We start from the raw sequence: 26,127 nt of genomic DNA, 5'->3' as shown, positions 1-26,127 counted from the left end.
CATACGAAAGCCATTATAAATGACCGATTATTTGATTGTCCATATGTTGGAAGAGGAAGTATTGAGATTTGGCAAACGCAGCCTTTTTGTGTACGATAGGTGAAAGAGAGAAGGATGAAAACAACAAAGGAGTGGGCGAATGGAACGGCAAAAAACAATGCAAGAAATCCAGCAGGAAGTGGACCAATACATATCGCAATTCAAGGAAGGGTACTTTTCACCGCTGTCCATGCTGGCTCGCATGACGGAAGAAGTCGGGGAACTGGCACGGGAGATCAATCATTTTTACGGCGAAAAGCCCAAAAAGAAAGACGAAGGCGAGAAAACGGTCGAAGAAGAACTGGGCGACGTCCTGTTTATTGTGATCTGCTTCGCCAACTCGCTTGGCATTGATTTGCAGGAAGCGTTTGATCGTATTATGCACAAATTCAACACACGCGATAAAGATCGCTGGACAAGAATTGAGGAGAACGATCCGCATGAATAAACAAATACGCGTAGCGGTGGCGGGCGCCAACGGACGCATGGGACAGGAAGTTGTCAAAATGCTGGCGCAGGACGACCAGATGATCTATACCGGCAATCTGGATACGCGCCTTGACGCGGAACAAATTGCCAAACAAATGGAAGAAATGCAGCCTGACGTGCTTGTCGATTTTACGACACCGCATAGCGTGTACAAAAACATGGAGCTGTGTTTGGCACACGGCGTTCGACCTGTGATCGGGACGACCGGGTTGACTCCCGAGCAGTTGCAGGAAATGACCGATCGCTACAAAGAAGCGGGTCTGGGGGCGATCATTGCTCCGAATTTTGCGATTGGGGCCATTCTTTGCATGAAATTTTCCGCGATGGCAGCGAAGTACATGCCGCATGTGGAGATCATCGAGCTGCACCACGACCGCAAGCTGGATGCGCCAAGCGGCACAGCACTAAAGACGGCGGAAATGATCGCTGCTGTGCGCCAGGAGCTGAAGCAGGGACACCCGGAAGAAGTGGAGACGATTCCGGGTGCGCGGGGAGCCGAGTACGAAGGTTTCCGCATTCACAGCGTCCGCTTGCCGGGAATGGTTGCTCACCAGGAAGTGCTGTTCGGTGCGACCGGGCAAACGTTGTCGATTCGCCACGATTCCATCAATCGCGAGTCGTTTATGCCAGGCGTCAACTTGGCGATCAAAGCTGTGATGAGCATGTACGGTTTGATTTACGGGCTGGAACATTTGATTGATTAAACGTTTGATTAAAAAAGCGATCTCTATCGAGACATAAGGGAGAGTTTCTCGTGAAAATTGCATTGATAGCGCATGATCGAATGAAAGAAGAGATTGTCCAATTGGCAACGGCCTACGAGTCGATCCTGGCCGAGCATGAGCTGTATGCCACGGGTACGACAGGCGCAAGAATCATGGATGCCACTTCGCTGAAACTCACCAGATTTTTGTCAGGACCTCTGGGGGGCGACCAGCAAATCGGGGCGAAAATTGCCCGAAACGAGATGGATCTGATTATTTTCTTGCGTGATCCGCTTACTTCGCAGCCGCATGAGCCGGACATTATTGCGCTGCTCAGGCTGTGTGATGTGCATAAAATTCCGTTTGCCACCAACCTTGGGTCTGCGGAAATCATGCTCAAGGCGCTGGAGCGCGGGGAGTTGTCCTGGCGCGAGGTGCTGCACGAGGAGAATGAGGCATGAGTTCACTCGACATTTTGGCGATTGGTGCGCATCCTGATGACGTGGAGATCGGCGCGGCGGGGAGCCTGCTTTTGGCGGCGCAATCCGGGAAGCGTACAGCGATTCTCGATCTGACGTACGCCGAGCTGTCGTCGAATGGCACGGTGGAGCGCAGACAACAGGAAGCGGCTGCGGCTGACAAGCTGCTAGGGGTTGCGGCGCGCTACAATTTTGGCTTGCCTGACCGCGGGCTGGAGAGCGTCAGGGAGCAAGCGATCGAGCGGGTCGTGAAGCTGATCCGCGAAACGCGTCCGCGTACAGTGCTCGCTCCGTATTTTTCCGATCGGCATCCCGATCATGAGAGCGTAAGCCGCATCGTGCGGGAAGCTATCTTCAATGCGGGTATCCGCAAGTATTTGCCTGATTCGGAGCTGCCAGCGTATCGCCCTGCTCAATTTCTGTACTATTTTATTAATTCGACGGTCACACCCCAGTTTGTGGTCGACATTACCGCGATCTACCCGCAAAAAATGGAAGTGCTCCGCTGCTACCGCAGTCAATTCGAGCTGGAAGAAGGCAGTGTGCAGACTCCGTTGACCAACGGGTATCTGGAATCGGTCGAGTATCGCGAGCGCTTGTTTGGGCAACAAGCAGGCGTGACGTATGCAGAAGGATTTGTCAGTGCTGCGCCTTATGTATTGAACAGCTTGTGAAAAGGGGTGACACCTAAGAAATGAACATTGGGATTACTTGTTACCCATCTTTGGGAGGCTCAGGGGTTGTCGCGACAGAGCTTGGCAAGCTGTTGGCGGAGCGCGGGCATCAGGTGCATTTTATTACCGGCGGGATGCCTTTTCGCCTGGGAGCCTTCCATCCGAATATTTTTTACCACGAAGTAGAAGTGAACCATTATGACGTGTTCAAATATCCGCCGTACGATTTGACGCTGGCAAACCGGATGGCGCAGGTGGCCAAAAATGAAAAGCTGGACTTATTGCACGTACATTATGCCGTGCCACATGCGCTGTGTGCGTTTTTAGCGAAACAAATGGTCGGGGATCATCTGAAAATCGTCACGACTCTGCACGGGACCGATATTACCGTGTTGGGGTATGACTCGAACTTGAGCGACATGATTCGCTTCGGCATTGAGCGCAGCGATCTCGTGACGGCTGTATCCAAAGATTTGATCAAGCAGACAAAAGAGCTTTTGCACGTCGAAAAAGAAATCGTTCCGGTGTACAACTTCGTCGACAAGCGGCGCTACTACCCGAAAGAGGTAGAGCACCTGAAAAAAGTGTTCGCTCCAAACGGGGAGAAAATCCTCATGCACATATCCAACTTCCGTCCGGTCAAGCGCGTTCCGGATGTCATTGACATCTTTGCGCGAGTCAGACAAGAGATGCCTGCGCGTCTGATCCTGATTGGGGAAGGACCGGAGATGGGGGCCGTCCGCAAGCAAATCGCCGAGCAAGATTTGACAGAGGACGTATGCTTTTTGGGCAAACAGGAGGACGTAGCGGAAGTGTTGTCCATGGCAGACTTGATGCTCTTGCCGTCGGAAAAGGAAAGCTTCGGCCTGGTTGCGCTGGAGGCAATGGCGTGTGGCGTTCCTGTCGTGGCTTCCGTGGCTGGCGGGATTCCCGAAGTGGTTGTCGATGGCGTCAACGGCTTTTTGCGTCCGATCGGAGACGTCGAAGGCATGGCGCAAGCGGCGATTCGTCTGTTGCAAAATGAAGAAATGTATCGCCAGTTTTCCGCGAACAGCATCGAACGCTCCTGCAAAACGTTTTGTCACGAAACGATTGCCTCCGAGTACGAGGCGCTCTACGCCAAGCTGCTCGGATAAGCACTCGATACGGGCAACAACAGCTATTGGCGGGACAATCGGCTTTTCACCAATTGATGCAACTTGGATACAAAAATGAACAGCCCATACAAAAATCTCATGAGTGTCGCCTCCTCATAACATCGGGTGAACCATGCGAGAAAGGGGGGAGCGGTATGACGCTCCATCTGGCAAACCGGGTTCTTGAGACGTTGGAGAATCACGGATTTGAAGCTTACTATGTCGGCGGATGCGTCCGCGATTGGCTGCTGTCTCGGCCCGTGCACGATATAGATATATGTACGAATGCCCATCCTGGCGACGTCATCCGCTTGTTTCCCGATCACGTTCCGACCGGACTCAAGCATGGGACAGTGTCTGTCAGGATCGAGGGGCAATTTTTTGAAGTGACGACTTATCGGACGGAAGGCAAGTATGAAGACTATCGCCGTCCGGCAGACGTCCAGTTCGTGTCCGATCTCAGACTGGATTTGGAGCGCAGGGATTTTACGATGAATGCCATGGCGATGAATCGGATGAAAGAGCTTCAGGACCCGTTTGGCGGTCAGGCAGATATGGCAGCGCGACTGGTCAGGGCCGTGGGACAACCGCTGGAGCGCTTTCGGGAAGATGCGCTGCGATTGCTCCGAGCCGTTCGCTTTGCGGCGCAGCTCGGTTTTGCGATTGAGGCCAGGACGCTTGCTGCCATGAGCGAGACGGCTTCGCTTTTGGCGCATATCGCTGTGGAGCGTGTCCGGGAAGAGCTGAATAAAATGCTCGGCAGCCAAGCCCCGCAAATCGGTTGCGATCTGATCAACGAAACGGAACTGTTTGGCTATTCACCTGTCTTGCAGCGATTGTTTCGCGATTCGGCTTCCCAATTTTGGCGGAGTGCGCATGTAAACAGTCTGCCGCAAAAATGGGCGCTTCTGTTCTACGCAGCGCAGTTTACCTCCGAGGAAGCGATCGCTGCCTGCCAGCTTTTGCGAATGTCCAAGCGGGAGACGGAAGCAATCGGTTTTTTTGTGGAGCAATTGCGGCATTTGCAACCGGAGTGGGATCAGCCAAAACCGCTTGAGTGGGGGCAGTTGTTGCTCGAAGCAGGCTGGGAAAAATGCGAGCAGCTCGCCCAGCTTTTGCTGGCATGCTGGTGGAATCAACAGCCGCAAGCCATGCTGGCGAGCCTGTCCGAACAATATCACGCGATGCCGGTCAAAACCATGAAGGAACTTGCGATAACCGGGCTTGATCTGCAACTCGCCCTGCAAAAGAAACCGGGGGAATGGATTGTCCACGTGTTGCGGACGCTGCTGCGGCAAGCGGCCCTGCACGGATTGCCGAACACCCCCCATGATTTGATTGAAGCTGCAAAGAAAGAGGTTGCGCAAGATGAACATTAAACAAGTCATTCTTCAAGCCTTTCGCGATCAGCCGGGACGCTTTATTTCCGGCGAAGAGCTGAGCCAGACGTGCGGCTGTTCGCGAACAGCGGTCTGGAAGCACATCGAGGAGTTGCGGCGGGATGGGTACGAGGTAGAAGCTGTCCGCAAGTCGGGCTATCGCTTGCTTGCAGCGCCTGATCGGCTGTCTGCGGCAGAAATCATGGCGGGGCTGTCTACCGCGCGGATCGGACAGCATGTCATCGCCCATGATGAGGTCGTCTCCACGCAGCCGCTCGCGCACGAGGCTGCGGCAAAAGGCGCACAGGAAGGCACGCTCGTTTTGGCGGAGCAACAGACGGGGGGGAAAGGGCGGCTGGGACGTCCCTGGCACTCTCCGAAAGGGACAGGCATCTGGATGAGCCTGATCGTCCGCCCTGCGATCCCGCTGCCGAAAACGCCGCAGATGACTTTGCTGACAGCGGTGACTGTCGCGAGAACGATTCGCGAGGAAACAGGGCTTCCTGTCAAAATCAAGTGGCCGAACGACATTTTTATCGGGGACAAAAAAGTGTGTGGGGTATTGACCGAGCTGAACGCGGAATCGGATCGCGTCAATTACTTGGTGATCGGCATTGGGCTGAACGCCAACAGTGTACAGGCTGACTTTCCCGAAGAGTTGTTGTCTATCGCGACTTCTTTGCGAATCGAGTCAGGCACTCCGATCAAGCGCGTTTCGTTCATCCAGCGCTTTTGCCAAAACTTCGAGGAAGAGTACGACCATTACTTGCGCGCAGGCTTCGCGCGTGTGAAGCAAGAGTGGGAAGCCAACTCCTATTCGATTGGCCGCTGGGTAACCGTCCAGACGATCTCGCAAAAGCTGGAAGGTCAAGCGATAGGGCTTGATGAGGAAGGCGTGCTCATGGTGGAAGATCGGGCAGGCCAGATCCATAAAGTGTATTCGGCGGACGTCAATTATCGTGCAAATGTGTAGATGATTTGCTATACTCCAAAAGGGAGGCTGTATCTTTTCAAGAACGGTACTCCCGGAGTATTTTTGCAGCAAATGGTGTATAGATAAGGCAAATACGCAAGGACAAAAATCTGCTCAGAGCCTTTGTGGACCGAGACAGAAGGAATCCGTTCAAGACAAGTATGTCTCTTTGGCATGGACAACCTTCTCCCTTTTATGAGCGAGAAGGTTTTTTTATTCCTCTCTATCCACGAAGCTTGGCGCGAAAGAGGAGAAGACGCAAATGACAAAACAAGTCACGACTTCGGACATCCGCAAAAAGAAAGAAGCGGGCATTCCCATCACGATGGTGACAGCTTACGATTTTCCATCGGCAAAGCTGGTGGAGGACGCTGGCGCGGACATGATTCTCGTTGGCGACTCGCTCGGCATGGTCGTGCTTGGCTACGACTCCACGCTGCCTGTGACGATGGACGATATGGTCCACCATACGAAGGCGGTGACAAGAGCGGCCAAACGCGCTTTTGTCGTTTCGGACATGCCGTTTCTCAGCTATCACGGCACGATCGAAGAAGCGGTGAAAAATGCGGGAAGACTAATGCAGGAGGGACTCGCCAGAGCAGTCAAGCTGGAGGGCGGAAGCGAACTTGCGCCTCTGATCACCCGATTGGTTCAGGCAGGCATTCCGGTAGTGGGACATATCGGCCTGACTCCGCAGTCGGTTCATCAGCTTGGCGGTTATAAAGTGCAGGGACGCGATCTGGAAGCGGCAAAAAAATTGCTGGATGACGCATTGGCTTTGCAGCAAGCTGGCGCTTTTGCGATTGTGCTGGAATGCGTGCCGCAAGAGGTAGCCAAAATGATTGCCCAAAAGCTGGAGATTGCCGTAATCGGCATCGGTGCTGGGGCAGACTGTGATGGACAAGTGCTCGTGTTCCACGACCTGGTTGGTTACGCTTCCCAATTGACGCCGAAATTCGTCAAGCGCTACGCTGACATCGGCACATCCATTCGCGAGGCAGTCGCCACGTACGTCAAAGAAGTCGAGCTTCGTCACTTTCCGGGGCCTGATCACGTGTTTCGTGCATCGGAAGAGACGATCAAGGAGCTGTACGGAGAAGGAGTGACCCAATCATGATTCAAACGATGCAGCAGCTATCCACAATCGAGGATGTGCGCGTTCAAATACAAGCAGCACGGCGGCAAGGCAAGACAATCGGCTTTGTGCCCACGATGGGCTTTTTGCATGAAGGACACCTCAGTCTGGTCAAGGCAGCGAGAGAAAAGTGCGACCTCGTCGTCATGAGCATTTTTGTCAATCCGCTGCAATTTGGCCCGAATGAAGATTTTGAACGGTATCCGCGCGATATCGAGCGTGACAGCCGGATGGCGTCTGAAGCGGGAGTCGATCTGCTGTTCACACCAACTGTCGAAGAAATGTATCCCAAGCCGATCTTGACGACGGTATCGGTAGCGAACGTCACGACACCTTTGTGCGGCGCTTCTCGGCCGGGGCATTTTGACGGAGTGTCGACGGTGGTCTTGAAGCTGTTCTCCATCGTCCAGCCTGACTATGCGTTTTTCGGTCAAAAAGATGCGCAGCAAGTAGCCGTGGTCACGCAAATGGTCAAAGACTTGTCCGTTCCGGTAGAGGTAGTGCCATGCCCGATCGTTCGGGAAGCCGATGGACTGGCGATGAGCTCGCGCAATGTGTATTTGTCCGCAGAAGAACGCTCACAGGCACTCATCCTGTCGCAAAGCTTGCAGCAGGCAGCAGAGTGGCTCGCAGAGGGCAAGCCGCTTGCCGAGATCAAAGAGCGTATCGAGCAAATGATTGCAGCAAAACCGCTGGCAGATATCGACTATATCCAAATTTTGGGTTATCCTGATTTGGAGCCAATCGAAAAAGAGACATCCGGACAAGACATTATCGTGGCGCTTGCTGTCCGTTTTGGCAAGACACGTTTGATTGACAACCTGATCGCGTCTGTCCGTTAATCATACGTGGTAAGCGAAAAAGTTCCATAAGGATGACAAGGGAGGTAATGCCTGTGTTTCGCACTATGATGAAAGCGAAAATCCATCGCGCAACAGTGACAGAAGCGAACCTCAACTACGTGGGGAGCATCACGATCGACAAAAATATTTTGGATGCGCTCGATATTTTGCCCAATGAAAAAGTGCAAATCGTGAACAACAACAACGGGGCGCGTCTGGAAACGTATGTGATTGAAGGAGCGCCAGGAAGTGGCGTAATTTGCCTGAATGGCGCAGCAGCCCGTCTCGTTCAGGAAGGCGATATCGTGATCATTATCGCCTACGCCATGATGACCGATGAGCAAGCTCGTACGTACAAGCCAAAAGTGGCGATCATGGACGAGAAGAACCGGATCAAGGAAATGCTTGGCGAGGAAGTACACGCGACGATCCTGTAGACAAAGCATTTGCCTTTGGCTTTGCGCATAGAGCCACCTGCCTTGTGAGACAATGAAACTACTCATGCCTCACAGGGGGGTGGCTTTTTCGTGAAGATCGAAGACTGGTTTCAGACGTTGCGCACAAAAGCACAGACGATAGAGGAACGGTGGCAGGAAGCATCGGAGCAGGAAAGGCTTCAATTAGCGGATCAACTGTTTTACTTGCGGCAGGTCAGCGATACGGTCGTCGATTTGTGGCTGCAATTTGAAGAGAAGCTGTCCAACGCGATCCGGCACATCAAGCAAATGGAAGGGCAGCTGCCGACAGAGACGCAAGAGGAAAAGGCCAAGCCCGTTTCCTTAAAAAAAGAACCGTTAGCGACGGACCATAAACAGGATGGCCAAAAAGGGACGGCAAGCGAGTCAAAATCCGAGCCGAAATTCGAAGCCAAAGCCGACAAACTGCCGCAAGCGATGCACGCTTACGAGCCTGTATTTCGCCGCGGAGAAGGATTTTACCATCTGCGCATGTTTCAGGACGCGAAAAAGTGTTTTGCCGAGCTGGTGAAAGAAGCGCCGGACTGGGAAAGCGGTCGGCTGTATTACGCTTACAGCCTGTTGTTTTGCGACGACAAGGAAATGGCTTTTCGCGAGTTTCGGCTGTTGGGAAAATCGGCAAGCTCGCCTGCGATCGTGGCGATCAGCAGCAATGCCATCGGCTGCATATTAGCGGAGGAGAAGCAGTGGCTGGAGGCCGTGCAAGCTTTTAAAACCTCGCTGGAAGTAAAGCCTGAGCAGGAGGAAGCCAAGTACAACCTCGCTCTCTGCTACTTGATGGACGGCGATGCCCAGGAAGCGCTCGATGAGATCGAATGTTATTTGCAAAAGCACGAGCAAGATTGGGAGGCGCAGCTGTTATGGCTTCGCGCCGCCAAATTGCTGATGCAGATGGACGAGACGGCAGAGCTTGTTGCCCCATCGAGCCTGACTTTGCCCAACCGCGAGCTCGATAACGAGACGTTGCAGGAAATGGCTCATTTGTACGAAGCTGTGGGCAATTACCACCGGGCACAAGTGTGCTATCATTTTTTGACGGAACGGTTGCCCAAGGAAGGCTGGACGTGGCACGGGCTGGCATGGAACACCTGGCTGATCGCCGGGAGCAAACGAGCGCTGACGCTTGTGAAAAAAGCGATCAGTCTGGCGCCAGAGCAGGATGATTTTGTGTTCAGCTACGGCTGGATGCAGCTGTTTGATGGCAATATCCCGGGGGCCATCGCAGCGTTTCGCGGCATTTTGGCAAAAAACAGCGAAAACCGCCTGGGGCAGTCCGGAATGATCTCCGCTTTTGAAAAAGTCGGAGAGACGCTGGAAGCGAAGCGGTTGGCCAAGCTGTTTCTGGATGATGCGGACCCGTATATCCGTTCTCTTGGGTACTTCCACTTGGGGAGACTGGCGATGGTGGAGGAAAACTGGCGGCTGGCTGAGCAGTATTTCCAGCGAACGTTGCCTCACGCAGACCAGTTTCGGGAAATCCCGCTTTACTTGCAGCTGTGCGCGAGCAAGCTCGGCGCAGAAGCTGTGCAAAACGAGCTTGTGCAGCCGTAATTGCAGTCGGAAGCAGGAATATTTCCCACTGTTGCCGAATGTGAATGAGTGCGGATGACAGGTTCCGCCCAGGTTACGAGGTGACAACGCTTGAATCGATTACTGGTAGTAGACTTTGAAACGACGGGGAGCCATCCGCGGCAGGGAGACAGCATTATTCAGATCGGCGCTGTGGCGATCGACGACGGGCAGATCACAGAATGCTTCTCGACCCTGATTCATCCCGGACAGGACATCCCCCCTTTTATTACGCAACTGACAGGGATCACCAATGAAATGGTGGCTGACGCGCCTACTTTGGAAGAGGTGTTCCCGACATTTTTGCGCTTATTGGATGGACGAGCTTTTGTTGCCCATAATGCAAGCTTTGATCTCCAATTTTTACAAGAAGCCCTGCTGAGCCAGGGCTATTATGCGTTTGACGGATATGTGCTCGACACAGTCGAGTTGTCCCGCTTGCTTTTGCCGATGCAAAACAGCTACAGGCTTGGGGAACTGGCGTCGGAGCTTGCGATCGAGCATGACAATCCTCACCAGGCCGACAGTGACGCGCTGGCAACCGCCCAGCTCTTCTTGCACTTGCTCGATATTTTGCAGCAGTTGCCGCTCGTGACGATTCAACGACTGCAAATGCTCGTATCGTCGTTTCGTTCGGACATCGCGACACTTTTGCGGCAAATGGAAATGGAAAAGCTGGCGGAGCTGCCACAACTGGGCGACGAGCCAGCACGGCAAGCTTCACCGCTGTGGGATATATACCGCCAACTGGCTTTGAAAAAGCGCGAGGAAAAGCTGAAGGCGAGTTTCCAGCGCCCGCAGACGGAACGGAGCTACGGAAAAGCGTTCAGCGAGCAGCTGGAAGAAATGCTGAACGAAAAAGGCCAGATGCATGCCAGCATGAGCGGCTACCAGCGCCGGGAAGCACAGGAAGCGATGATGCACGCTGTCTTCGACGCCATGCAGGAGGGCACGCACCTTTTGGTGGAGGCAGGGACAGGCACAGGGAAGTCGCTGGCGTACTTGCTGCCCGGGATCATTTGGGCGTATCAAAATCAACAGCAGCTTGTAGTGAGCACGAACACGATTCAACTGCAAGAGCAGCTGTTCCATAAAGAGATCGCCACGTTGCAGCAGACACTTCCTTTTGCTTTTACGGCGTCGACGTTGAAAGGCCGGGGCAACTATTTGTGCCTGCGCAAATTCGAGATGGCATTGGAGGAGCCGGTAGAGGGCAGCAACCAGGAGATGCGGCTGGCAAAAGGTCAGCTTCTCACGTGGCTAACGCAGACCGAAACGGGCGATGTGGAGGAGCTGAGCCTGCCTCCGAGCGGACAGCTTTTCTGGCAGCAGGTGAAAAGCGATACAAGCTCTTGCTTGAACCGGGCCTGTCCGTGGTTTAGCCGCTGCTATTATTTTCAGGCGAAAGACCGGGCAAAAGAAGCAGATGTGCTCATCGTCAACCACGCTCTCTTCATCAGCGACTTGCAGGCAGAGAACCGGATTCTCCCGCCGTACGAGGTCGCGATTCTCGACGAGGCACACCATCTGGAAGATGCCGCGACACAGCACTTGGGCAAGCAGCTGACAACGACACAGGTGATGTTTTTGCTTGACCGCGCTTCTGTCGAGGAGGGGGGAGCGATTGCACGCTTTGCCGAGGAAATGCAAAGCTGGCAGCCGTCTGTCCAGGAAGAGCTGAACACGGTTCTTCTGGAGTGCAAGAAGCTGTCTGCGTCTTTGCGCGACAAGGCTCAGCAATGGACGCAGTTTCTGTACGCATGGGCTTCCGAGCGCGCCGAGGAGACGACAGATGCAGGCAGGGAGACGGTGCGGTATCGGGTAGCTTCTTTCACGGGAAAACAAGAAAAAATTCGCAAGGTGACGAAAAAGCTGATCGACGCCATGACAGACTTCGCTTCCAGACTGGAACAGATGCTGAAACTGGTTCCCGTTCCCCAAGAGGAGAAGCCGCCCTTCCTCATCCGCAGCTTGCAGACGGATTTGTTCGGGCTGGTGAAGGAATGGCAAAATGTGATGGAGCTATTGCATTTCTTTTTGCAAGAGCAAGATCCGAACTACGTCTACTGGATGGAGGTCGAGTCGCGCACGGCCCGCAAGCAGGTGCACTTGTCTGCGGCGTTGCTCGATGTCGCGGATTCGCTTGCCGAGCCGCTTTTTTCCCAGAAGCGCAGCCTGATCATGACTTCCGCTACGCTGACGGTCAAAAACAGCTTTTCTTACGTCATGAGCCGCTTTGGCCTCGACAAGCTGCCTGCCGAGCGGGTACGCACGCTGTCGCTGCCATCGCCGTTCCATTACGAAGAGCAGGGGCTGCTATTGATTCCTTCCGATTTTCCGGCGCCGGGAAAAGAAAACGACCAGACGTATCTCGAAGCGATCATCCAAGGCTGTGTAGACGTGGTTGTGGCGTCAAAAGGCAGGACGCTGATTTTGTTCACCTCGCATTCGATGTTGCGGCTGGTGTATCAAGCCATGAAAGAGCGTCTGGCCGGGGAACCGGAGCCGTACACGCTGTTTGGACACGGCATTGACAGCAACAACCGCAGCAAGCTGGTCAGTCTGTTTCGTTCGATGGAACGAAGCGTTTTGCTTGGCACGAGCAGCTTCTGGGAGGGCGTGGACATCCAAGGAGAGTGGCTGAGCAGTCTGGTTATCATCAAGCTGCCGTTCACGCCGCCCAACCACCCGGTTTACCAGGGACGCGCGGAAGCTTTGAAAGCAGACGGAAAAAACGCATTCATGTCGCTGGCGCTGCCGCAAGCCGTCATTTTGTTCAAGCAAGGAGTCGGACGGTTGATTCGTCACCATTTGGACCGGGGCGTTGTGGTCGTGTTCGATACGCGTGTGGTCGAATCCCGCTACGGCCGTTCCTTTTTGCAATCGCTCCCGCCGTTTCAGGTGGAGACAGGCTCCTGGCCGACGCTGCGCGAGCGAATTGAACCGTTCTTACGTATGCAATCCCTGCCAGATTCATAAAATGAAGCAATAGTCTAGCAGGGATTTAGGTGATAAAATAAATGTTATGGAAAAAAAAGTGGGCCTGGCTGCTTCTCGTCGCATGTGTGGCATTGCTATGTTCATGCTCCATCGATACCCATTTGCAGGAAGCCGTTAAGGTGGACGACCCGTTTGCAACCGAGAACGAAGCGGAGTTTACGGGTCTTGTCATCACTTACTGGGCGCTTCCTCATGGAGAAAGCACCTTGGTGCGGATGCCGAGCGGGAAAACCATGCTGATTGATACGGGCAGCGCGGAGGATTGGCCAGCTTTGGCCGCGCATCTTTCCGCTGCGAAGTTGACGCGCCTGGACTATCTGGTCTTGACGAACGATCAGCCTGAACATGCAGGAGGATTCCCTTTTTTACACCAGCAAATCATCATTGATTCCGTCATTGTGCCCAAGCTGATTGCGCCTTCGATCCGCCAGTTCGTTCCGTACGACAAGATCGCGAAGCAAAGAGAACTCGAGGAGAACCAGGAGCTGATTCTCGACACCGACATCACGATGGATGTACTGCTGCCCAGCGAGCCGCTGTTTTTGTCGCCGCAAAACAATTCGCTCGTTTTTGCGCTGACGCATGATCAGTTGCGGTTTTTGTTTGTGAGCGGCATCAACGAACAGGCCGAGGAGCGCTTGCTCGCCCGCCATCCCGAGCAGTTGAAGTCGGCTGTGCTGAAAGTGGGAGACCAGGGCAGCAATCAAGGAACTTCGCAGCCTTTTCTCTCCCGGGTTGATCCTCAGGTCGCCATCATCCAGAGCAATACAGAGCGCGACATGCAAAAAGAGGGCAAGACCGAGGTGCTGGAGCGGTTGGGCGAGTCGTGGGCGGAGACGTATATGACGGGCCGGGACGGATCGATCACGATCTTGTCCAACGGGAAAGATTACAGGGTATTCAAGCAAAAGAAATAGGGGGGAAGACCGAGCGTGGCTAAACACGAAAAGATTTCGGAAGCGGTCGTCCGCCGCCTGCCGATTTATCTGCGTTACCTCAGCTATTTGCAGCAAAACGAGGTAACTACTGTTTCCTCCCAGCAAATGGGCAAAAACTTGGATGTGAATCCGGCCCAAATCCGAAAAGACCTGGCAACATTCGGCGATTTCGGGAAAAAAGGAATTGGCTATGACGTCAATTACTTGGTGGAAAAAATTCGCCAGATTTTGAAGCTGACGGATGAGATACGCGTCGCGCTCGTTGGAGCAGGCCATTTGGGCCATGCGATCAGCAACTACAACGCTTATTTGAAAGATAACATGCGGATTGCGGCCATTTTTGACAATGATCCCGGCAAGCTGGGAAAAGAAGTGGCGGGCATCCCGATTCAGCCATTGAATGAGCTGGCGGACACGATTGCGCAAAGACAAATCAAGCTGGCGATTATCACCGTGCCCGCACCGGCTGCGCAATCCGTATGTGATCAGTTGACTCAAGCGGGTATCAAGGGAATCCTCAATTTTGCTCCTACGACAATTCGCGCGAAAAAGGATGTGCGCATCCACTATGCGGATGTGACTTCCAATTTGCAGAGCCTGGCCTACTACTTAACGTAAGAATGGAGTGTAGTCATGAAAAAGACCATCCTCATCCACGCAACAGTGATTACGGTAAATGAACAAAACGAGGTTATCCACGATGGAGCTGTCGCGTTCGAAGGCGACAAAATCACATATGTAGGCCCTACCCCTGAAGACCTTTCCGATGCAGGCTACGATGAAGTCATCGACCAAAAAGGCGACTTCATCCTGCCTGGTTTGATCAATACACACGGACACGCGGGCATGTCGCTTTTGCGTGGCTATGCGGACGATTTGCCGTTGCAACAATGGCTGGAAGAGAAAATGTGGCCGCTGGAAGCGCAATTTACCGCTGATTCTGTCAAATGGGGAACCCAACTGTCCCTGATTGAAATGATCCGTACCGGAACCACGACATTCGTCGATATGTACGATCATATGGACGAAGTAGCCAAGGCAGTCGATGCATCCGGCATGCGTGCCCGCCTGTGCCGCGGCATGATCGGTCTGTGCTCCGAGGAAGAAAGACAGACCAAGCTGCGCGATGCGACCGCTTTTGCCAAAGAATGGCACAACCAGGCGGATGGCCGTATCACCGTAATGATGGCACCGCATGCACCGTATACGTGCTCGCCTGAGTTTATCAGCCAAATTATTGAAAAAGCGGACGAGCTGTCTTTGCCGCTGCATATCCACATGTCTGAAACGGCATGGGAAGTGGGGCAAAACGAGAAAGATTACGGTTTGCGTCCAGTCGCTCACCTGGAAAAGCTGGGCATGTTCAACCGCCCTACACTGGTTGCCCACGCCGTGCATTTGACGGATGAAGAGATTGACATTTTGGCAAAATATCAAGTGAAAGTTTCCCATAACGTCGTCAGCAACCTGAAGCTGGCAAGCGGGGTAGCACCTGTACCGAAAATGCTGGCAAAAGGCGTGAGCGTTTCGCTCGGAACAGACAGCTCGGCGAGCAACAACAACCTCAACCTGTTTGAAGAACTGAAACTCGCAGCGATTTTGCACAAAGGCGTGAACAACGACCCGGTAGCCGTTCCGGCTGAAGAGGCGCTGCGCATGGCTACTCGCTACGGGGCAGACGGTGTGTTCCAGGCTGATACGCTCGGCAGCATTGAAGTAGGCAAAAAGGCTGACCTGATCGTTCTCGACAGCCACCAGGCGCATTTCCATCCTGCGCATGAGCCGATTTCCCATGTCGTGTATGCGGCAAACGGCCGTGATGTCAAAGACACAATCGTTGCGGGCAAGTTCCTGATGCGCAACCACAAGCTGCTCACCATCGACGAAGAGCGTGCCATCTACGAAGCCAATCGCGTATTCGCTGCGCTGAAACGGTAAAAGGCTCCTGTCTGGTGTGGGACAGGAGTAAGGGAGTGTAGGTGTAGGTAGGGGAATTTGGGTATTACATCGTGCCGTGCTCATTTTCGCCACAGCTCTGTCAGGGGATGATGGCGAAAATGCAGTGTGGGTGTGTGCGACAGTTGACGCAAGGGAGAAGACAGTCCAGCCCAGGAGACGCGGTATTCTTGTAGCAAAAACCCAAGTATGTCAGGAGATGCGTTTTGTTGCGGCGACTTCACGCGCTCACCTCCTTGCGGGTGTATAAGTAGTATGACCGCTTGGCCCCGAGCTATGATTAGCAAGTTTTCCGTGCCGTTCTAAAACCTTCCCGTATAGCATAGGCTATGACAAAAATGGGACAGGGGGAACGCCAGATGTACGTCCGGCCCAAACAGCTATGGTGGCTGATCCCGATCTTTCTCGGCCTGTTTGGCCTCGGGATGGCGCTCGGCTCTTTTGGTTTGTGGAACCGTTCAGCTGCCGATGCCGGGAATGAACAGGGCTTGATTGGCAAACGAGAGGCGTATGCCGTGCCGCAACTTTTGGAACAGCTGACTCGGTCAGAGGAGCGCTCGTTTCTCGTTTACATGCAGGACCAAGCGCTGAATGGCCGCTATCGGCATGAGACATTCAGCCTGGACGGAGAAATCGGCGGGCACAAGCTGGCCATCAGCCGTAACCAGGAGCAGCCGGTTACCGTAACAATAGACGGACAAGTTCAGGATCATGCAGCACTCCCTTACGCCCTGTTTACGCCGTATGAACACGCTGTCCTGTTGCAAAGCGTGCTGTCATCGGTCGAGCCGCAGACGATCGCCGATACTTCGGGAAGCGACTGGAGCGGTTATCGTCTCACGGTGCCGCCGGAAAAAGTGACATCCTTGTTGGCGATGTGGCTCGGGCCGTCCTTTCCGATCGCTGATATTACCCCTGAGCTTGCCAAAGGGATCAACATCGAATATCAGCTCTGGTATGAGCCTGACACAGGCGCGCTTCGCCAACTGGAGCTGGAAATGCAAATCAGAACCGTGGCGGGGATCAAACAGGACCAGCTTCGTTTCCGATTGTAATGTCAACCGCATAAAGGAGTTACCAAAAACGTGTTAGTGAGAATTATCGTGGGAGTAATCGCCGCGCTGTTGTTGACAATCGCGGGATTCGCCTATCATTTGACTGCTTCCGTAGCAGGAGAGCGCACGCAATTCGATGCGACCGTACGTGAGTGGGTGCAGACGAGGACGACGATTGCCGAAATCGAATCCATCGACGAATATCGCGGTACGGAAAGCTATGCCGTGGTGATCGGGAAGAACAAAGCCGGTACGCCTGTAGTAGCCTGGATGACCGCAGACAAAGTATCGTTTGATCGCATGGATCTTGCCGTTCCGCGCAAAAATGTGGAGGATGCGGTAAACAAGGCTTTTCCGAAGTCCGAGATTACCCATATCGTGCCCGGACTTGAAAAGGACAAGAAGTTTTGGGAAGTGACCGTGAAGGATGCAAACGGTCGCTATCATTACTTGCACTATGACTTGTTCAGTGGCGCCCTGCTCGCTTCTTATGTATTGTCGCCTACCTGATTGCTTGTTTTGACCCAGATGGTATATACGCTCGCGACAGGTCTTTTCCTTGTTGGAAAAGGCCTGTTTGGCATGCCACCCAACATCTGTATAAAAAATTGATATACTCATGTGATATACTGGGTTCGTTGACAAGAGAGAAAACGAGAACGCGATATGGGGGGACTAGCTGTGCAGTTGAAAAAAAGTGCAATCGGGTTGTCCTTGCTGGCGACACTGGCTCTCCTGTTTGGAGGATGGTTCTTGTATCAGAAGATGGAGATTGAAGAGCCGATCCGTACAGAAGTCAGCCAGATGCAATCAGCTACACTCAGTAATTTTCATGTAGGCAAAGATAAAATTCAGATAGATGTAAAAGTGACGAATCCGCAGGCATTTCCGGCGGAGTATCGCGATCTGGTTGCGCGAACGAAAAATATTGCGGGCGACAAGCAAGTCGCTATCGTGGTAGCGAATCAGTCGGAAGCCATGACACAGGTTTGGAAAAGCGGCCAGTTTATTTTCACCGAAGCGCTGGATTTGCATCAATACAGCCGCATTCCTGCCTTGATTGCGGAGTGGAAACAGACGAACAAGCTCGATGCGGCAGATGCTTTTATGGATGACGCAAACATCTACGTTTATTTGAAAAAAGGAACGGAGGACTTTTATACGATTGTTCCCCGTTCCGAGGCAAAAGAGGTGACGGCTCGTGGGTAAAGAGGTACTGATCGGCGTCGTTCCTGCGATACTCGTTTTTCTTGTGTTTCTGGGCGTGAATATCACACCGTTTATTTTGTTCGCCGCCGTGCTGGGGGCGATTTATTTCCTCGTCATCCGTCAGCAAAACGGTCAGGGCGGCAATGTGGCGCTCGGCGGCAAACGGAAGCAGAACAAGCACGAGATTCCCAAGTCGGACGTGCAGTTTGCCGATATCGGCGGTCAGGAACGCGCCAAAAAAGAGCTGAAAGAATCGCTTGATTTTCTCGTCTACAAAGACAAGATTGAGCAATACGGCATTCGTCCGATCAAAGGCGTGCTGCTGACCGGGCCTCCTGGTACCGGGAAGACGTTGATGGCAAAAGCGGCAGCGAACTACACCAACTCTGCCTTTGTCGCGGCTTCCGGCTCGCAATTCGTGGAGATGTATGTAGGTGTCGGAGCGCAGCGTGTCCGTGAGCTGTTTAAAGAGGCGAAGACGATGGCCGAGAAAAACGGACAGGACAGCGCGATTATTTTTATCGATGAGATTGATGTTGTCGGCGGAAAAAGGGATGGGCAGCAACAACGGGAGTACGACCAAACGTTGAACCAGCTGCTGACCGAGATGGATGGCGTAGCGACGAGCGAGAAACCGCGCATTTTGGTCATGGCGGCAACGAACCGCAAAGACATGCTGGATGCCGCGTTGCTTCGACCAGGACGTTTTGATCGGCACATTACGGTAGATTTGCCTGACAAGCCTGCGCGCGAGCAGATTTTGACCATCCATACAGCAAACAAGCCGCTGGGCGCGGATGTGGTGTTGGAAAAGGTGGCGCAGGAGACGTTCGGCTTCTCGGGAGCGCAGTTGGAAAGTGTCGCGAACGAGGCAGCGATTTACGCCATGCGCGACAAAAGCGACAAGATCATGGCCAAGCATTTTGCTTACGCCGTAGACAAGGTCATGCTCGGAGAAAAAGTCGACCGCCAGGCTTCCGAGGAAGAGAAAAAGCGCGTCGCCTTGCATGAATTGGGACATGCGATCATCAGTGAGGTCGTGCGTCCGGGTTCTGTCTCGCAAGTAACGCTCAGCCCGCGCGGCAAAGCGCTCGGCTACGTTCGGCAAAATCCGATGGAAGACCGCTATTTGTACACAAGGGACGCTTTGGAGAAACAGATCATGGTCAGCCTCGCCGGAGCAGTAGCAGAGGAAATCTACTACGGCGGACGCAGTACCGGCTCCAAAAACGACTTCGAGCAAGCGCTGGGCATGTCTCAGGAAATCGTGTCCAGCGGGATGTCGGACCTCGGGATTGTCCACCTGCAATACGTAGACAAAACGAGGATTCACGATGAGGTAGAGCGACTCTTGTCCCGTTTGCTGGAGGAGACGCACCGCTTGCTTCGCCAGTACGATGCGGTGTTCCAGACTGGTTTGGGTACGCTGCTGGAAGCAGAAGTGCTGCAAGGAGATGAATTTAGGGCGCTCTTGTCCCAAACGAGACAGGAAGCGGCTGTATCGTAATCAAATCGCGACGAAAAACCTGCTAGCCAGCAGCTGATGTTGGCCTGGCAGGTTTTTTTGCGTGGGGGAAAACTTGTGAACGGGCGAAACAAATTTTGCGTTGCGGTGCCAAATGCCTATAGGGTTGAATATCTTACAGAATGATCCGGGAATGACATCAGGAGGCAAGGAGACTCTATGGCAAACGCGAACCGAAAAAAAATGAGCAGAGGTCTGTCCAAAACGTTCAGGCAAACCTTGCATGAAATTCCGCTTATGCAAACATCTTCTACATCGGAGCAGGATTGGATGGCTGATCTGGAGCTGGAACTGCTGGAGTCCGCTGTCAACAGCCCCAAGCCAAGCTCCCATGCACCGACAAGCCCGATACAACAACCATTGCAGAAAATGCCCAAGCAGGGTGTGTCGTCCAACCAGACGACTTTTTCCAAGATCATCAAAGATCGCAATGATGACCGGGTGCAATCGTTTGTTTATACCGATGATTTGACGGATCAGTCTGTCACTACGGAAAAAATCGCCAACCGCGCTGTCGATTCGTCCAAAATCAAGCCGGGAACGATTGATACGTCGCTGTTGAAGGACTACGCCGTCGACAGCAACAAGCTGGCAGACAAAAGCGTCACTTCAAACAAAATCGCTCCGTACGCGATCCTCGGAGAGCATCTGGGACGGCATGTGGTCACCAGCGAAAATGTGCAGGACCATTCCATTACCGGGCAAAAGCTTGTCAACAACAGCATTACGTCCGACAAATTGGCTGACAAGACCATTGATTCCATGAAGTTTGCAGAGTCTGCGATCCAGACGAAGCACATCCAGGATCAGGCGATTACGAATGAGCTGCTTCAAGATCAGTCTGTCACATCGGACAAAATCAAGATGGGCAGCATTCAGACTCGCAACCTCGCCAACTATGTGATCAACTCCGTCAAGCTGGAGGACGGCGCGGTCACGACCGACAAAATCCGGGATGGGGCCGTGACTTCCACCAAGCTGGAGGAGGATTCGATCGAGTCCCAGCATATTCGCGAGGGAGCGATTTTGCATCATCATCTGGCGGAGAACAGCGTAGACGGCGGGCATCTTTCGGCGGGCTGCGTCACGGATCAGCACATCGCTTTTCATTCCATTTACAGCCAGCATTTGCAGCCGGAAGCGGTCACAAGCGATAAAATCAGTCCTTACGCCGTCCTCACCGAACATCTGGATCACGCCAGCGTCACTTCGGAAAAAGTGGCAAAAGAGTCGATCGCAAGCGTCCACGTGCAAGCAAGCAGCATTCAAACGACGCATCTTCAAGATGGACTCGTCACGACCAGAAAAATCGGGGAGCAACAGGTCACGGCAGCCAAGCTGGCGGACAAAGCCGTCACGCTCGACAAATTGGCCAATCGCAGCGTAGGCGAGCAGCAATTGGTGGAGGAGAGCGTCAACAGCAGGCATTTGGCTGACGGGGCTGTTCGTGCGGAGAAAATCGCGCGGCGCTCAATCGAGGAGCAGCATATCGGTGAACGCGTCATCGGCAGCAGTCATCTGCGGGAATATGCGATCCAGACGCAGCATTTGCACGATCATGTAGTGACGACGTCAAAACTCGCTCCCGAGTCTGTTTCGACCGACAAAGTGACGGATTTGAGCATTACCGCAAATAAACTGGCCGATTCGGCGGTTACGTCTCCCAAGCTGGCGACAGAGGCCATCAAGACAAGGCACTTGGGCAAAGGAGCCGTCACTGGCGAAAAAATCGGCGAAAAAGCAGTGACCGCCCAGCATCTTGCCAATCAATCCGTGCAGCACGAACATATCCAGCCCAAGTCCATCTCCAAAGAAAAGCTGCAAGAGAATAGCGTCACACGCGAAAAACTGGCGGATCACGCTGTCGACGGAAGCAAGCTCGAAATGCATGCGATTACAGGCATACATGTGGAAAAGAGCAGCTTGAGCGGTGACCATCTCGTCAAGGGAACACTCACGGGCGAGCATCTTGCCGTCAACTCCATCGAAAGTCAGCATCTGCAAACAAATACGGTAACGGAAGAAAAGCTGGCCGATCATGCCGTTAGCGGAGCGAAAATAGCGCCGAGAACCGTCACGGCAGAGCATCTGGCCGACAAGTCGATTACGCGGGAGAAGCTGGCTTTTCAAACGGTTGAGACGAATGTTCAGCTGGGCACGACGCTTCAGCAGTTTGGCTTTGTCCCATTCCGCATCCCGGCGCAAAGCCAGACGGCAGACGTCACGGTCCGCTTGCCCACTCCCTATGCAGACGTCCATTATTGCCTGGTTGCGATGACGAATCAGGTCGGGGTGTCCGTGTCGCTCAAATACACCAAACGCACCTCGGCTGTGCTTACCGTTTTTCGTCAGGAAACCGGGCAGGAAGACAGCGGCGTTTTGCAGTGGATCGCCATTGGCGAAAAAGGCGAGCAGGTGCATGACGAGGTGACAGCCCTGCATCATGAGCAGCAAGAGGATGACGACTTGGGGGAAGAATGGGAAGAGGGCGAGTACGAAGCAGATGAAGATGCCGGCGAGGAAAAAGCAGCGGATGAGCATGAAACATTTCGTGATGAGGACGATTTGCGTTCCTGAGCAATGAGAAACAAGAAGCGAGGGGCCGTTGGTGGGAAGTGCAGTCGGCTTCCTCGCTTTTGTTAACATAATTATATTATGGTAACCATCCGTTCAAGGGAGTCTTTGATTGAATTTGCCTGTCCCCAATAGTATAATTGTTGGGTACACTTAGTCTGTTGTGTGGCATGGTAAATGGAGGGAATTATTCGATGTTGACGACGATTGCCCAAGTAGGGCAGCATGTTGGACAAGAAGTACGCATTGGATGCTGGCTGTACAACAAGCGCAGCAGCGGGAAAATTCAATTTCTGCAGCTTCGCGACGGGTCCGGCTTCATTCAGGGCGTAGTAGTGAAAGCAGAAGTAGCGGAAAACGTTTGGGAAAATGCATCCCAACTGACTCAGGAAAGCTCTTTATACATAACCGGCGTCGTTCGCGCAGATGATCGTGCACCAAGCGGTTACGAACTGACGGTAACAGGCGTTGAAATCATTCAGATCGCCCAGGAATACCCGATCTCCCTGAAGGAGCACGGTGTAGACTTCCTGATGGATCATCGCCACCTGTGGCTGCGCACTCCGCGCCAGCGTGCGGTTATGGCGATTCGTTCCGAAGTGATTCGCGCTGTATACGAGTATTTCCATGAAAACGGATTTGTGAAAGTAGACCCGCCAATCCTGACACCGACTTCAGCAGAAGGAACAACGAACCTGTTCCATACCAAATATTTTGATGAAGACGCGTATTTGTCCCAATCCGGTCAGCTCTATATGGAAGCGGCCGCAATGGCATTGGGTCGCGTTTATTCCTTCGGTCCGACCTTCCGTGCAGAGAAATCGAAAACGCGTCGTCACTTGATCGAGTTTTGGATGATCGAGCCGGAGATGGCTTTCGTCGATCACGAGGAAAACTTGCGCATTCAGGAAGCTTTTGTGTCCCATGTGGTGCAATCCGTCCTGAAAAACTGCCAGCGCGAACTGAAAACGCTGGAGCGCGATACAACCAAACTGCAAAACGTAACGGGTTCTTTCCCACGCATCACGTATGACGATGCGATCAAGCTGTTGCAGGAAAAAGGCAGCGAGATCAAGTGGGGCGACGATTTCGGAGCGCCAGACGAGACTTTGATTGCGGACCATTTCGACAAGCCTGTGTTCATCACGCACTATCCGACCGAGATCAAGGCATTCTACATGAAGCCGCATCCTGAGCGTCCGGAAGTAGTGCTGTGCGCAGACATGATCGCGCCGGAAGGCTATGGCGAAATCATCGGCGGCAGCCAGCGCATCGACGATCCGGAGCTGTTGGAAAAACGGTTTGCCGAGCACGAGCTGTCCGAGGAAGCGTATCGCTGGTACTTGGACCTGCGCAAATACGGAACCGTTCCTCACTCCGGCTTCGGTCTGGGGCTTGAGCGGACAGTTGCCTGGATTTGCGGTCTGGATCACGTGCGTGAAACGATTCCGTTCCCGCGTATGCTCTATCGTCTCTATCCGTAAGTTCGTGTTTCTCATACACCCTGTTGCGAGAGGGCAGCAGGGTGTTCCTATTGTGTGACAGCGCGTTTTACGCACTTCCTTGTTAATCCAACCCAGAGGTGAACATGCGTTATGGATTCCCATATATTGCAATTGTTGCAAGAAGGTGCAACATCCGTCTCCAACCTTCTTCTAAAGATGTACAAACGAATGTCTCTGGCAGACGACGAAATGATGCTGCTCATTCATCTGCTTTCTTTTCAGCAGGAAGGGAATCGCTTTCCGACCTTGACCGAGCTGGAGGAGCGCATGTCCATGTCCAGCATGAGATTGATCCAATCGCTGCAAAAGCTGCTGAAGGAAGACTGGATCAGCATTGACGAATTTATCGATCCGCAGACGGGAATGCGCCATGAGCAGTACAATTTGACTCCTTTGTATAAAAAGCTGTATCAGACCTGGCGCGAGCAGCAGGCTGATCCGCGGATGATGGAGCCGTTCATGGAGGCTGCTGCGACATTGGATGCAGAGCCGGTTGCGATTTATTCCCGTTTTGAGCAGGCGTTTGGTCGACCTTTGTCTCCTTTTGAGTTGGAGAGTATCCACATGTGGACAGAGCAGGACGGTTACCAGGAAGAGCTGATCCTAACAGCATTGCGTGAGGCCGCAACGGTAGGCAAGCTTCATATTCGCTACATCGACAGAATCCTTTTGGAGTGGCAAAAGCAGCAAATTACCACGGTAGAGCAAGCCCGCTTGTACAGTTTGAATTTTCGCCGCCAAAATCAGTCCAAAGATTATCGACAGCCGCTTTGATGCTACCAATCAAAGCGGTTTTTTCTATTGTCTGTCTCCTTTGTACACGTACCCATTTTCCGCGTTTGTCATAGCATATTACGTAGAAGCACGTTGCAGGAGGGAAGGCTTATGGAAAAGCGGAAAAAAGGGGATTTGCCCCACTGGGTAACACCAGGCGTTTTTTCGGGGCATTTTGTCGTCGATGAAGCGGTGGAGCGCATCTCGATTGTGAAACCCGTGGAAAAAGCCCAGGAGGCCGTGATCGAGCAAGTTCCAAAACAGCCGGCAGACGAAAAGCCGGATGAGGAAAAACAACTGGTGCTTGAGCCTACATTCGAAATTATTATGCGAGAAACCGACGTGGCGACGAGCGAACAGCTGGAAAAGCTGGAGCAGGAAGTGGCAGCACTGAAGGAATCGCTTGCGGCATGGGAAAAACGCTGGAAAAAGGCAGAGGAGGAACAGTCCAAAGAGAGACAACATCTGTATCAGGTGGTTCTGTCCTTGAAAAAGGAGTGGGAGAGCGAGCGGAATGAACATCGCCATAATTAGCCCGGGGCCATTTTCCGTACCACCCGTCAAAGGAAGCTCGGTGGAGCACGATATCGACGAAGTGACCAAAATGATCGATCCCGAGCACAAAGTGACGATTTACACCCGGCGCTGCGCGACTTACCCCAAGTCGACGGTAGAGGAAAACCGCGAGTTCATCCGTTTTTCCTACGATGGCCCAGGTCCTTATTTGCGAAAGATCATCAAGCATATCCGCAAGCACAAGCCGGATGTCATTTTGGTGGAAAATCGGCCGATTTACGTGCTGCAGCTCAAACGGCATTTTCCGAAGATTCCGGTCTTTGTCAATATGCATTCCCATGTGTACGGATCGCCAGGCATGATCAGCAAGGAAAAAATGAAGCGTGTCGTTCGCCTGGCGTCCGGCTTTATTACGAACAGCGAATTTTTGCGGCAGCATTTTATCAAGTCATGCAAAATTCCCGCGGAAAAAATTCATGCGGTTCATCTCGGGGTAGATGTGTCGCCTTACCAGGTGGCAAAGCTGCATTACACGATCAAAAAGCTGCGCAAGCAAGTCGGTTTGTCGCCGGATGACCGCGTGCTTTTTTACGCGGGAAGACTGATGCGCGGCAAAGGTGTTCACATTCTGATCAAAGCGTTTCACCAGGTCAGCAAGCAAGACCCACGCGCACGGCTGGTCATCGTCGGAGGCACAGGCTACGGCAGCAATCGCCTGAATCCGTACGTGCGGGAACTGAAAAGGCTGGCGAAACCGCTCGGTGACAAAGTCCGCTTCGTCAATTTTGTCCCCAGTGCCCAAATGCCGCTCTACTATCAGATTGGCGACGTGGTAGCGACTCCGTCGATTTGGAAAGAGGCATTTTGCCGCGTCAATCTGGAGGCGATGGCTTCGAGCAAGCCAGTGATTTCCACGACGCGCGGCGGGATCAAAGAGGTTGTCACCCATCAGGGCAGCGGCTTCTTGATTCCTCCCAAAGATTGGGAAAAAGAATTGCCAGCGGTTTGGGAGCTTTTGTGGAGCGCGCCCTATGTTCGGACGGAAATGGGGAAACAGGCGCTGCTGCGTGCCAAGCAGTTTTCCTGGTACGCGACGGCGCAAGGCTACCTGCGCGTCTTTGAGAATGCAGTCGGAAAGCGCCAAAAAGAAAAGCTTCCGCTCCTCAAAACCGGATAACTT

Annotated in this window: 24 protein-coding genes; all 24 read left to right on the top strand. The window is 53.1% G+C overall.

Annotation, left to right across the window (positions count from 1 at the left end):
- The first annotated feature begins 139 nt into the window (after positions 1-139).
- A complete protein-coding gene (locus EDM60_RS08355) occupies positions 140-487 on the top strand; it encodes a nucleotide pyrophosphohydrolase (RefSeq protein WP_122963560.1) in 348 nt (115 codons plus the stop codon).
- Positions 480-1,232, top strand: a complete 753-nt coding sequence (dapB, locus tag EDM60_RS08350; RefSeq protein WP_122963559.1) for a 4-hydroxy-tetrahydrodipicolinate reductase — start codon at positions 480-482, stop codon at positions 1,230-1,232. Before EDM60_RS08355 ends, dapB begins: the two co-directional genes overlap by 8 nt.
- 50 nt (positions 1,233-1,282) lie before the next feature.
- Positions 1,283-1,693, top strand: coding sequence for a methylglyoxal synthase (locus EDM60_RS08345; protein WP_063226978.1), 411 nt, complete (start codon positions 1,283-1,285; stop codon positions 1,691-1,693).
- Positions 1,690-2,385 carry a bacillithiol biosynthesis deacetylase BshB1 gene (gene bshB1, locus EDM60_RS08340; protein ID WP_122963558.1) on the top strand — a complete coding sequence of 232 codons (696 nt, stop codon included), beginning with the start codon at positions 1,690-1,692 and terminating at the stop codon, positions 2,383-2,385. Before EDM60_RS08345 ends, bshB1 begins: the two co-directional genes overlap by 4 nt.
- Positions 2,386-2,405: 20 nt before the next feature.
- Positions 2,406-3,521 carry an N-acetyl-alpha-D-glucosaminyl L-malate synthase BshA gene (bshA, locus tag EDM60_RS08335; RefSeq protein ID WP_122963557.1) on the top strand — a complete coding sequence of 372 codons (1,116 nt, stop codon included), beginning with the start codon at positions 2,406-2,408 and terminating at the stop codon, positions 3,519-3,521.
- A gap of 155 nt (positions 3,522-3,676) precedes the next feature.
- Positions 3,677-4,900: a CCA tRNA nucleotidyltransferase gene (locus tag EDM60_RS08330; protein WP_122963556.1), complete on the top strand. Its 1,224-nt coding sequence runs from the start codon at positions 3,677-3,679 to the stop codon at positions 4,898-4,900.
- Complete coding sequence (locus EDM60_RS08325; protein ID WP_122963555.1) at positions 4,890-5,873, top strand: biotin--[acetyl-CoA-carboxylase] ligase; 984 nt, start codon at positions 4,890-4,892, stop codon at positions 5,871-5,873. Before EDM60_RS08330 ends, EDM60_RS08325 begins: the two co-directional genes overlap by 11 nt.
- Positions 5,874-6,135: 262 nt before the next feature.
- Positions 6,136-6,990, top strand: coding sequence for a 3-methyl-2-oxobutanoate hydroxymethyltransferase (panB, locus tag EDM60_RS08320; protein ID WP_122963554.1), 855 nt, complete (start codon positions 6,136-6,138; stop codon positions 6,988-6,990).
- Positions 6,987-7,850 (top strand): pantoate--beta-alanine ligase, encoded by an 864-nt coding sequence (panC, locus tag EDM60_RS08315; RefSeq protein ID WP_122963553.1) that lies wholly within the window; start codon positions 6,987-6,989, stop codon positions 7,848-7,850. Before panB ends, panC begins: the two co-directional genes overlap by 4 nt.
- A gap of 53 nt (positions 7,851-7,903) precedes the next feature.
- Positions 7,904-8,287 (top strand): aspartate 1-decarboxylase, encoded by a 384-nt coding sequence (panD, locus tag EDM60_RS08310; RefSeq protein WP_122963551.1) that lies wholly within the window; start codon positions 7,904-7,906, stop codon positions 8,285-8,287.
- Between the two features lie 90 nt (positions 8,288-8,377).
- Positions 8,378-9,877 carry a tetratricopeptide repeat protein gene (locus tag EDM60_RS08305; protein WP_122963550.1) on the top strand — a complete coding sequence of 500 codons (1,500 nt, stop codon included), beginning with the start codon at positions 8,378-8,380 and terminating at the stop codon, positions 9,875-9,877.
- 90 nt (positions 9,878-9,967) lie between these two features.
- Positions 9,968-12,874 (top strand): ATP-dependent DNA helicase DinG, encoded by a 2,907-nt coding sequence (gene dinG / locus EDM60_RS08300; protein ID WP_122963549.1) that lies wholly within the window; start codon positions 9,968-9,970, stop codon positions 12,872-12,874.
- A gap of 41 nt (positions 12,875-12,915) precedes the next feature.
- Positions 12,916-13,812 carry a ComEC/Rec2 family competence protein gene (locus EDM60_RS08295; RefSeq protein WP_122963547.1) on the top strand — a complete coding sequence of 299 codons (897 nt, stop codon included), beginning with the start codon at positions 12,916-12,918 and terminating at the stop codon, positions 13,810-13,812.
- Positions 13,813-13,827: 15 nt separating this feature from the next.
- Entirely contained in the window at positions 13,828-14,451 is a 624-nt protein-coding gene (locus EDM60_RS08290; protein WP_122963546.1) for a redox-sensing transcriptional repressor Rex, read from the top strand.
- Between the two features lie 15 nt (positions 14,452-14,466).
- On the top strand, positions 14,467-15,771 hold the full coding sequence (locus tag EDM60_RS08285; RefSeq protein ID WP_063226990.1) for an amidohydrolase: 1,305 nt from the start codon (positions 14,467-14,469) through the stop codon (positions 15,769-15,771).
- Between the two features lie 377 nt (positions 15,772-16,148).
- Positions 16,149-16,844 carry a hypothetical protein gene (locus EDM60_RS08280; RefSeq protein WP_122963545.1) on the top strand — a complete coding sequence of 232 codons (696 nt, stop codon included), beginning with the start codon at positions 16,149-16,151 and terminating at the stop codon, positions 16,842-16,844.
- 30 nt (positions 16,845-16,874) lie between these two features.
- Positions 16,875-17,354, top strand: a complete 480-nt coding sequence (locus tag EDM60_RS08275) for a cell wall elongation regulator TseB-like domain-containing protein (protein ID WP_122963544.1) — start codon at positions 16,875-16,877, stop codon at positions 17,352-17,354.
- 171 nt (positions 17,355-17,525) lie between these two features.
- Positions 17,526-18,053 carry a hypothetical protein gene (locus tag EDM60_RS08270; RefSeq protein WP_122963543.1) on the top strand — a complete coding sequence of 176 codons (528 nt, stop codon included), beginning with the start codon at positions 17,526-17,528 and terminating at the stop codon, positions 18,051-18,053.
- Complete coding sequence (locus EDM60_RS08265) at positions 18,046-19,560, top strand: AAA family ATPase (protein ID WP_122963542.1); 1,515 nt, start codon at positions 18,046-18,048, stop codon at positions 19,558-19,560. Before EDM60_RS08270 ends, EDM60_RS08265 begins: the two co-directional genes overlap by 8 nt.
- Before the next feature lie 177 nt (positions 19,561-19,737).
- Positions 19,738-22,155 (top strand): WIAG-tail domain, encoded by a 2,418-nt coding sequence (locus EDM60_RS08255; RefSeq protein ID WP_229049901.1) that lies wholly within the window; start codon positions 19,738-19,740, stop codon positions 22,153-22,155.
- A 191-nt stretch (positions 22,156-22,346) separates the two neighbouring features.
- Positions 22,347-23,636 (top strand): asparagine--tRNA ligase, encoded by a 1,290-nt coding sequence (asnS, locus tag EDM60_RS08250; protein WP_122963540.1) that lies wholly within the window; start codon positions 22,347-22,349, stop codon positions 23,634-23,636.
- A 111-nt stretch (positions 23,637-23,747) separates the two neighbouring features.
- On the top strand, positions 23,748-24,431 hold the full coding sequence (locus EDM60_RS08245; RefSeq protein ID WP_063226996.1) for a DnaD domain-containing protein: 684 nt from the start codon (positions 23,748-23,750) through the stop codon (positions 24,429-24,431).
- Between the two features lie 111 nt (positions 24,432-24,542).
- A complete protein-coding gene (locus EDM60_RS08240) occupies positions 24,543-24,965 on the top strand; it encodes a hypothetical protein (protein ID WP_122963539.1) in 423 nt (140 codons plus the stop codon).
- A complete protein-coding gene (locus EDM60_RS08235) occupies positions 24,946-26,124 on the top strand; it encodes a glycosyltransferase family 4 protein (RefSeq protein ID WP_122963538.1) in 1,179 nt (392 codons plus the stop codon). Before EDM60_RS08240 ends, EDM60_RS08235 begins: the two co-directional genes overlap by 20 nt.
- The last annotated feature ends 3 nt before the right edge of the window (positions 26,125-26,127 follow it).

This window comes from Brevibacillus parabrevis (assembly GCF_003710905.1).
GTDB classification, from domain to species: Bacteria; Bacillota; Bacilli; order Brevibacillales; family Brevibacillaceae; genus Brevibacillus; species Brevibacillus parabrevis.
Note: the sequence above shows the minus strand (reverse complement) of the source record. Positions and strands in the feature narration are given on the sequence as shown.

What these genes read in the sequence shown, in the direction of transcription:
- bshA (WP_122963557.1), top strand. Translation starts at nt 2,406, where the DNA reads ATGAACATTGGGATTACTTGTTACCCATCTTTGGGAGGCTCAGGGGTT.
- EDM60_RS08280 (WP_122963545.1), top strand. Translation starts at nt 16,149, where the DNA reads ATGTACGTCCGGCCCAAACAGCTATGGTGGCTGATCCCGATCTTTCTC.
- dapB (WP_122963559.1), top strand. Translation starts at nt 480, where the DNA reads ATGAATAAACAAATACGCGTAGCGGTGGCGGGCGCCAACGGACGCATG.
- EDM60_RS08330 (WP_122963556.1), top strand. Translation starts at nt 3,677, where the DNA reads ATGACGCTCCATCTGGCAAACCGGGTTCTTGAGACGTTGGAGAATCAC.
- bshB1 (WP_122963558.1), top strand. Translation starts at nt 1,690, where the DNA reads ATGAGTTCACTCGACATTTTGGCGATTGGTGCGCATCCTGATGACGTG.
- EDM60_RS08285 (WP_063226990.1), top strand. Translation starts at nt 14,467, where the DNA reads ATGAAAAAGACCATCCTCATCCACGCAACAGTGATTACGGTAAATGAA.
- EDM60_RS08240 (WP_122963539.1), top strand. Translation starts at nt 24,543, where the DNA reads ATGGAAAAGCGGAAAAAAGGGGATTTGCCCCACTGGGTAACACCAGGC.
- asnS (WP_122963540.1), top strand. Translation starts at nt 22,347, where the DNA reads ATGTTGACGACGATTGCCCAAGTAGGGCAGCATGTTGGACAAGAAGTA.
- EDM60_RS08325 (WP_122963555.1), top strand. Translation starts at nt 4,890, where the DNA reads ATGAACATTAAACAAGTCATTCTTCAAGCCTTTCGCGATCAGCCGGGA.
- panC (WP_122963553.1), top strand. Translation starts at nt 6,987, where the DNA reads ATGATTCAAACGATGCAGCAGCTATCCACAATCGAGGATGTGCGCGTT.
- EDM60_RS08295 (WP_122963547.1), top strand. Translation starts at nt 12,916, where the DNA reads ATGTTATGGAAAAAAAAGTGGGCCTGGCTGCTTCTCGTCGCATGTGTG.
- EDM60_RS08245 (WP_063226996.1), top strand. Translation starts at nt 23,748, where the DNA reads ATGGATTCCCATATATTGCAATTGTTGCAAGAAGGTGCAACATCCGTC.
- EDM60_RS08255 (WP_229049901.1), top strand. Translation starts at nt 19,738, where the DNA reads ATGGCAAACGCGAACCGAAAAAAAATGAGCAGAGGTCTGTCCAAAACG.
- EDM60_RS08355 (WP_122963560.1), top strand. Translation starts at nt 140, where the DNA reads ATGGAACGGCAAAAAACAATGCAAGAAATCCAGCAGGAAGTGGACCAA.
- EDM60_RS08235 (WP_122963538.1), top strand. Translation starts at nt 24,946, where the DNA reads ATGAACATCGCCATAATTAGCCCGGGGCCATTTTCCGTACCACCCGTC.
- panB (WP_122963554.1), top strand. Translation starts at nt 6,136, where the DNA reads ATGACAAAACAAGTCACGACTTCGGACATCCGCAAAAAGAAAGAAGCG.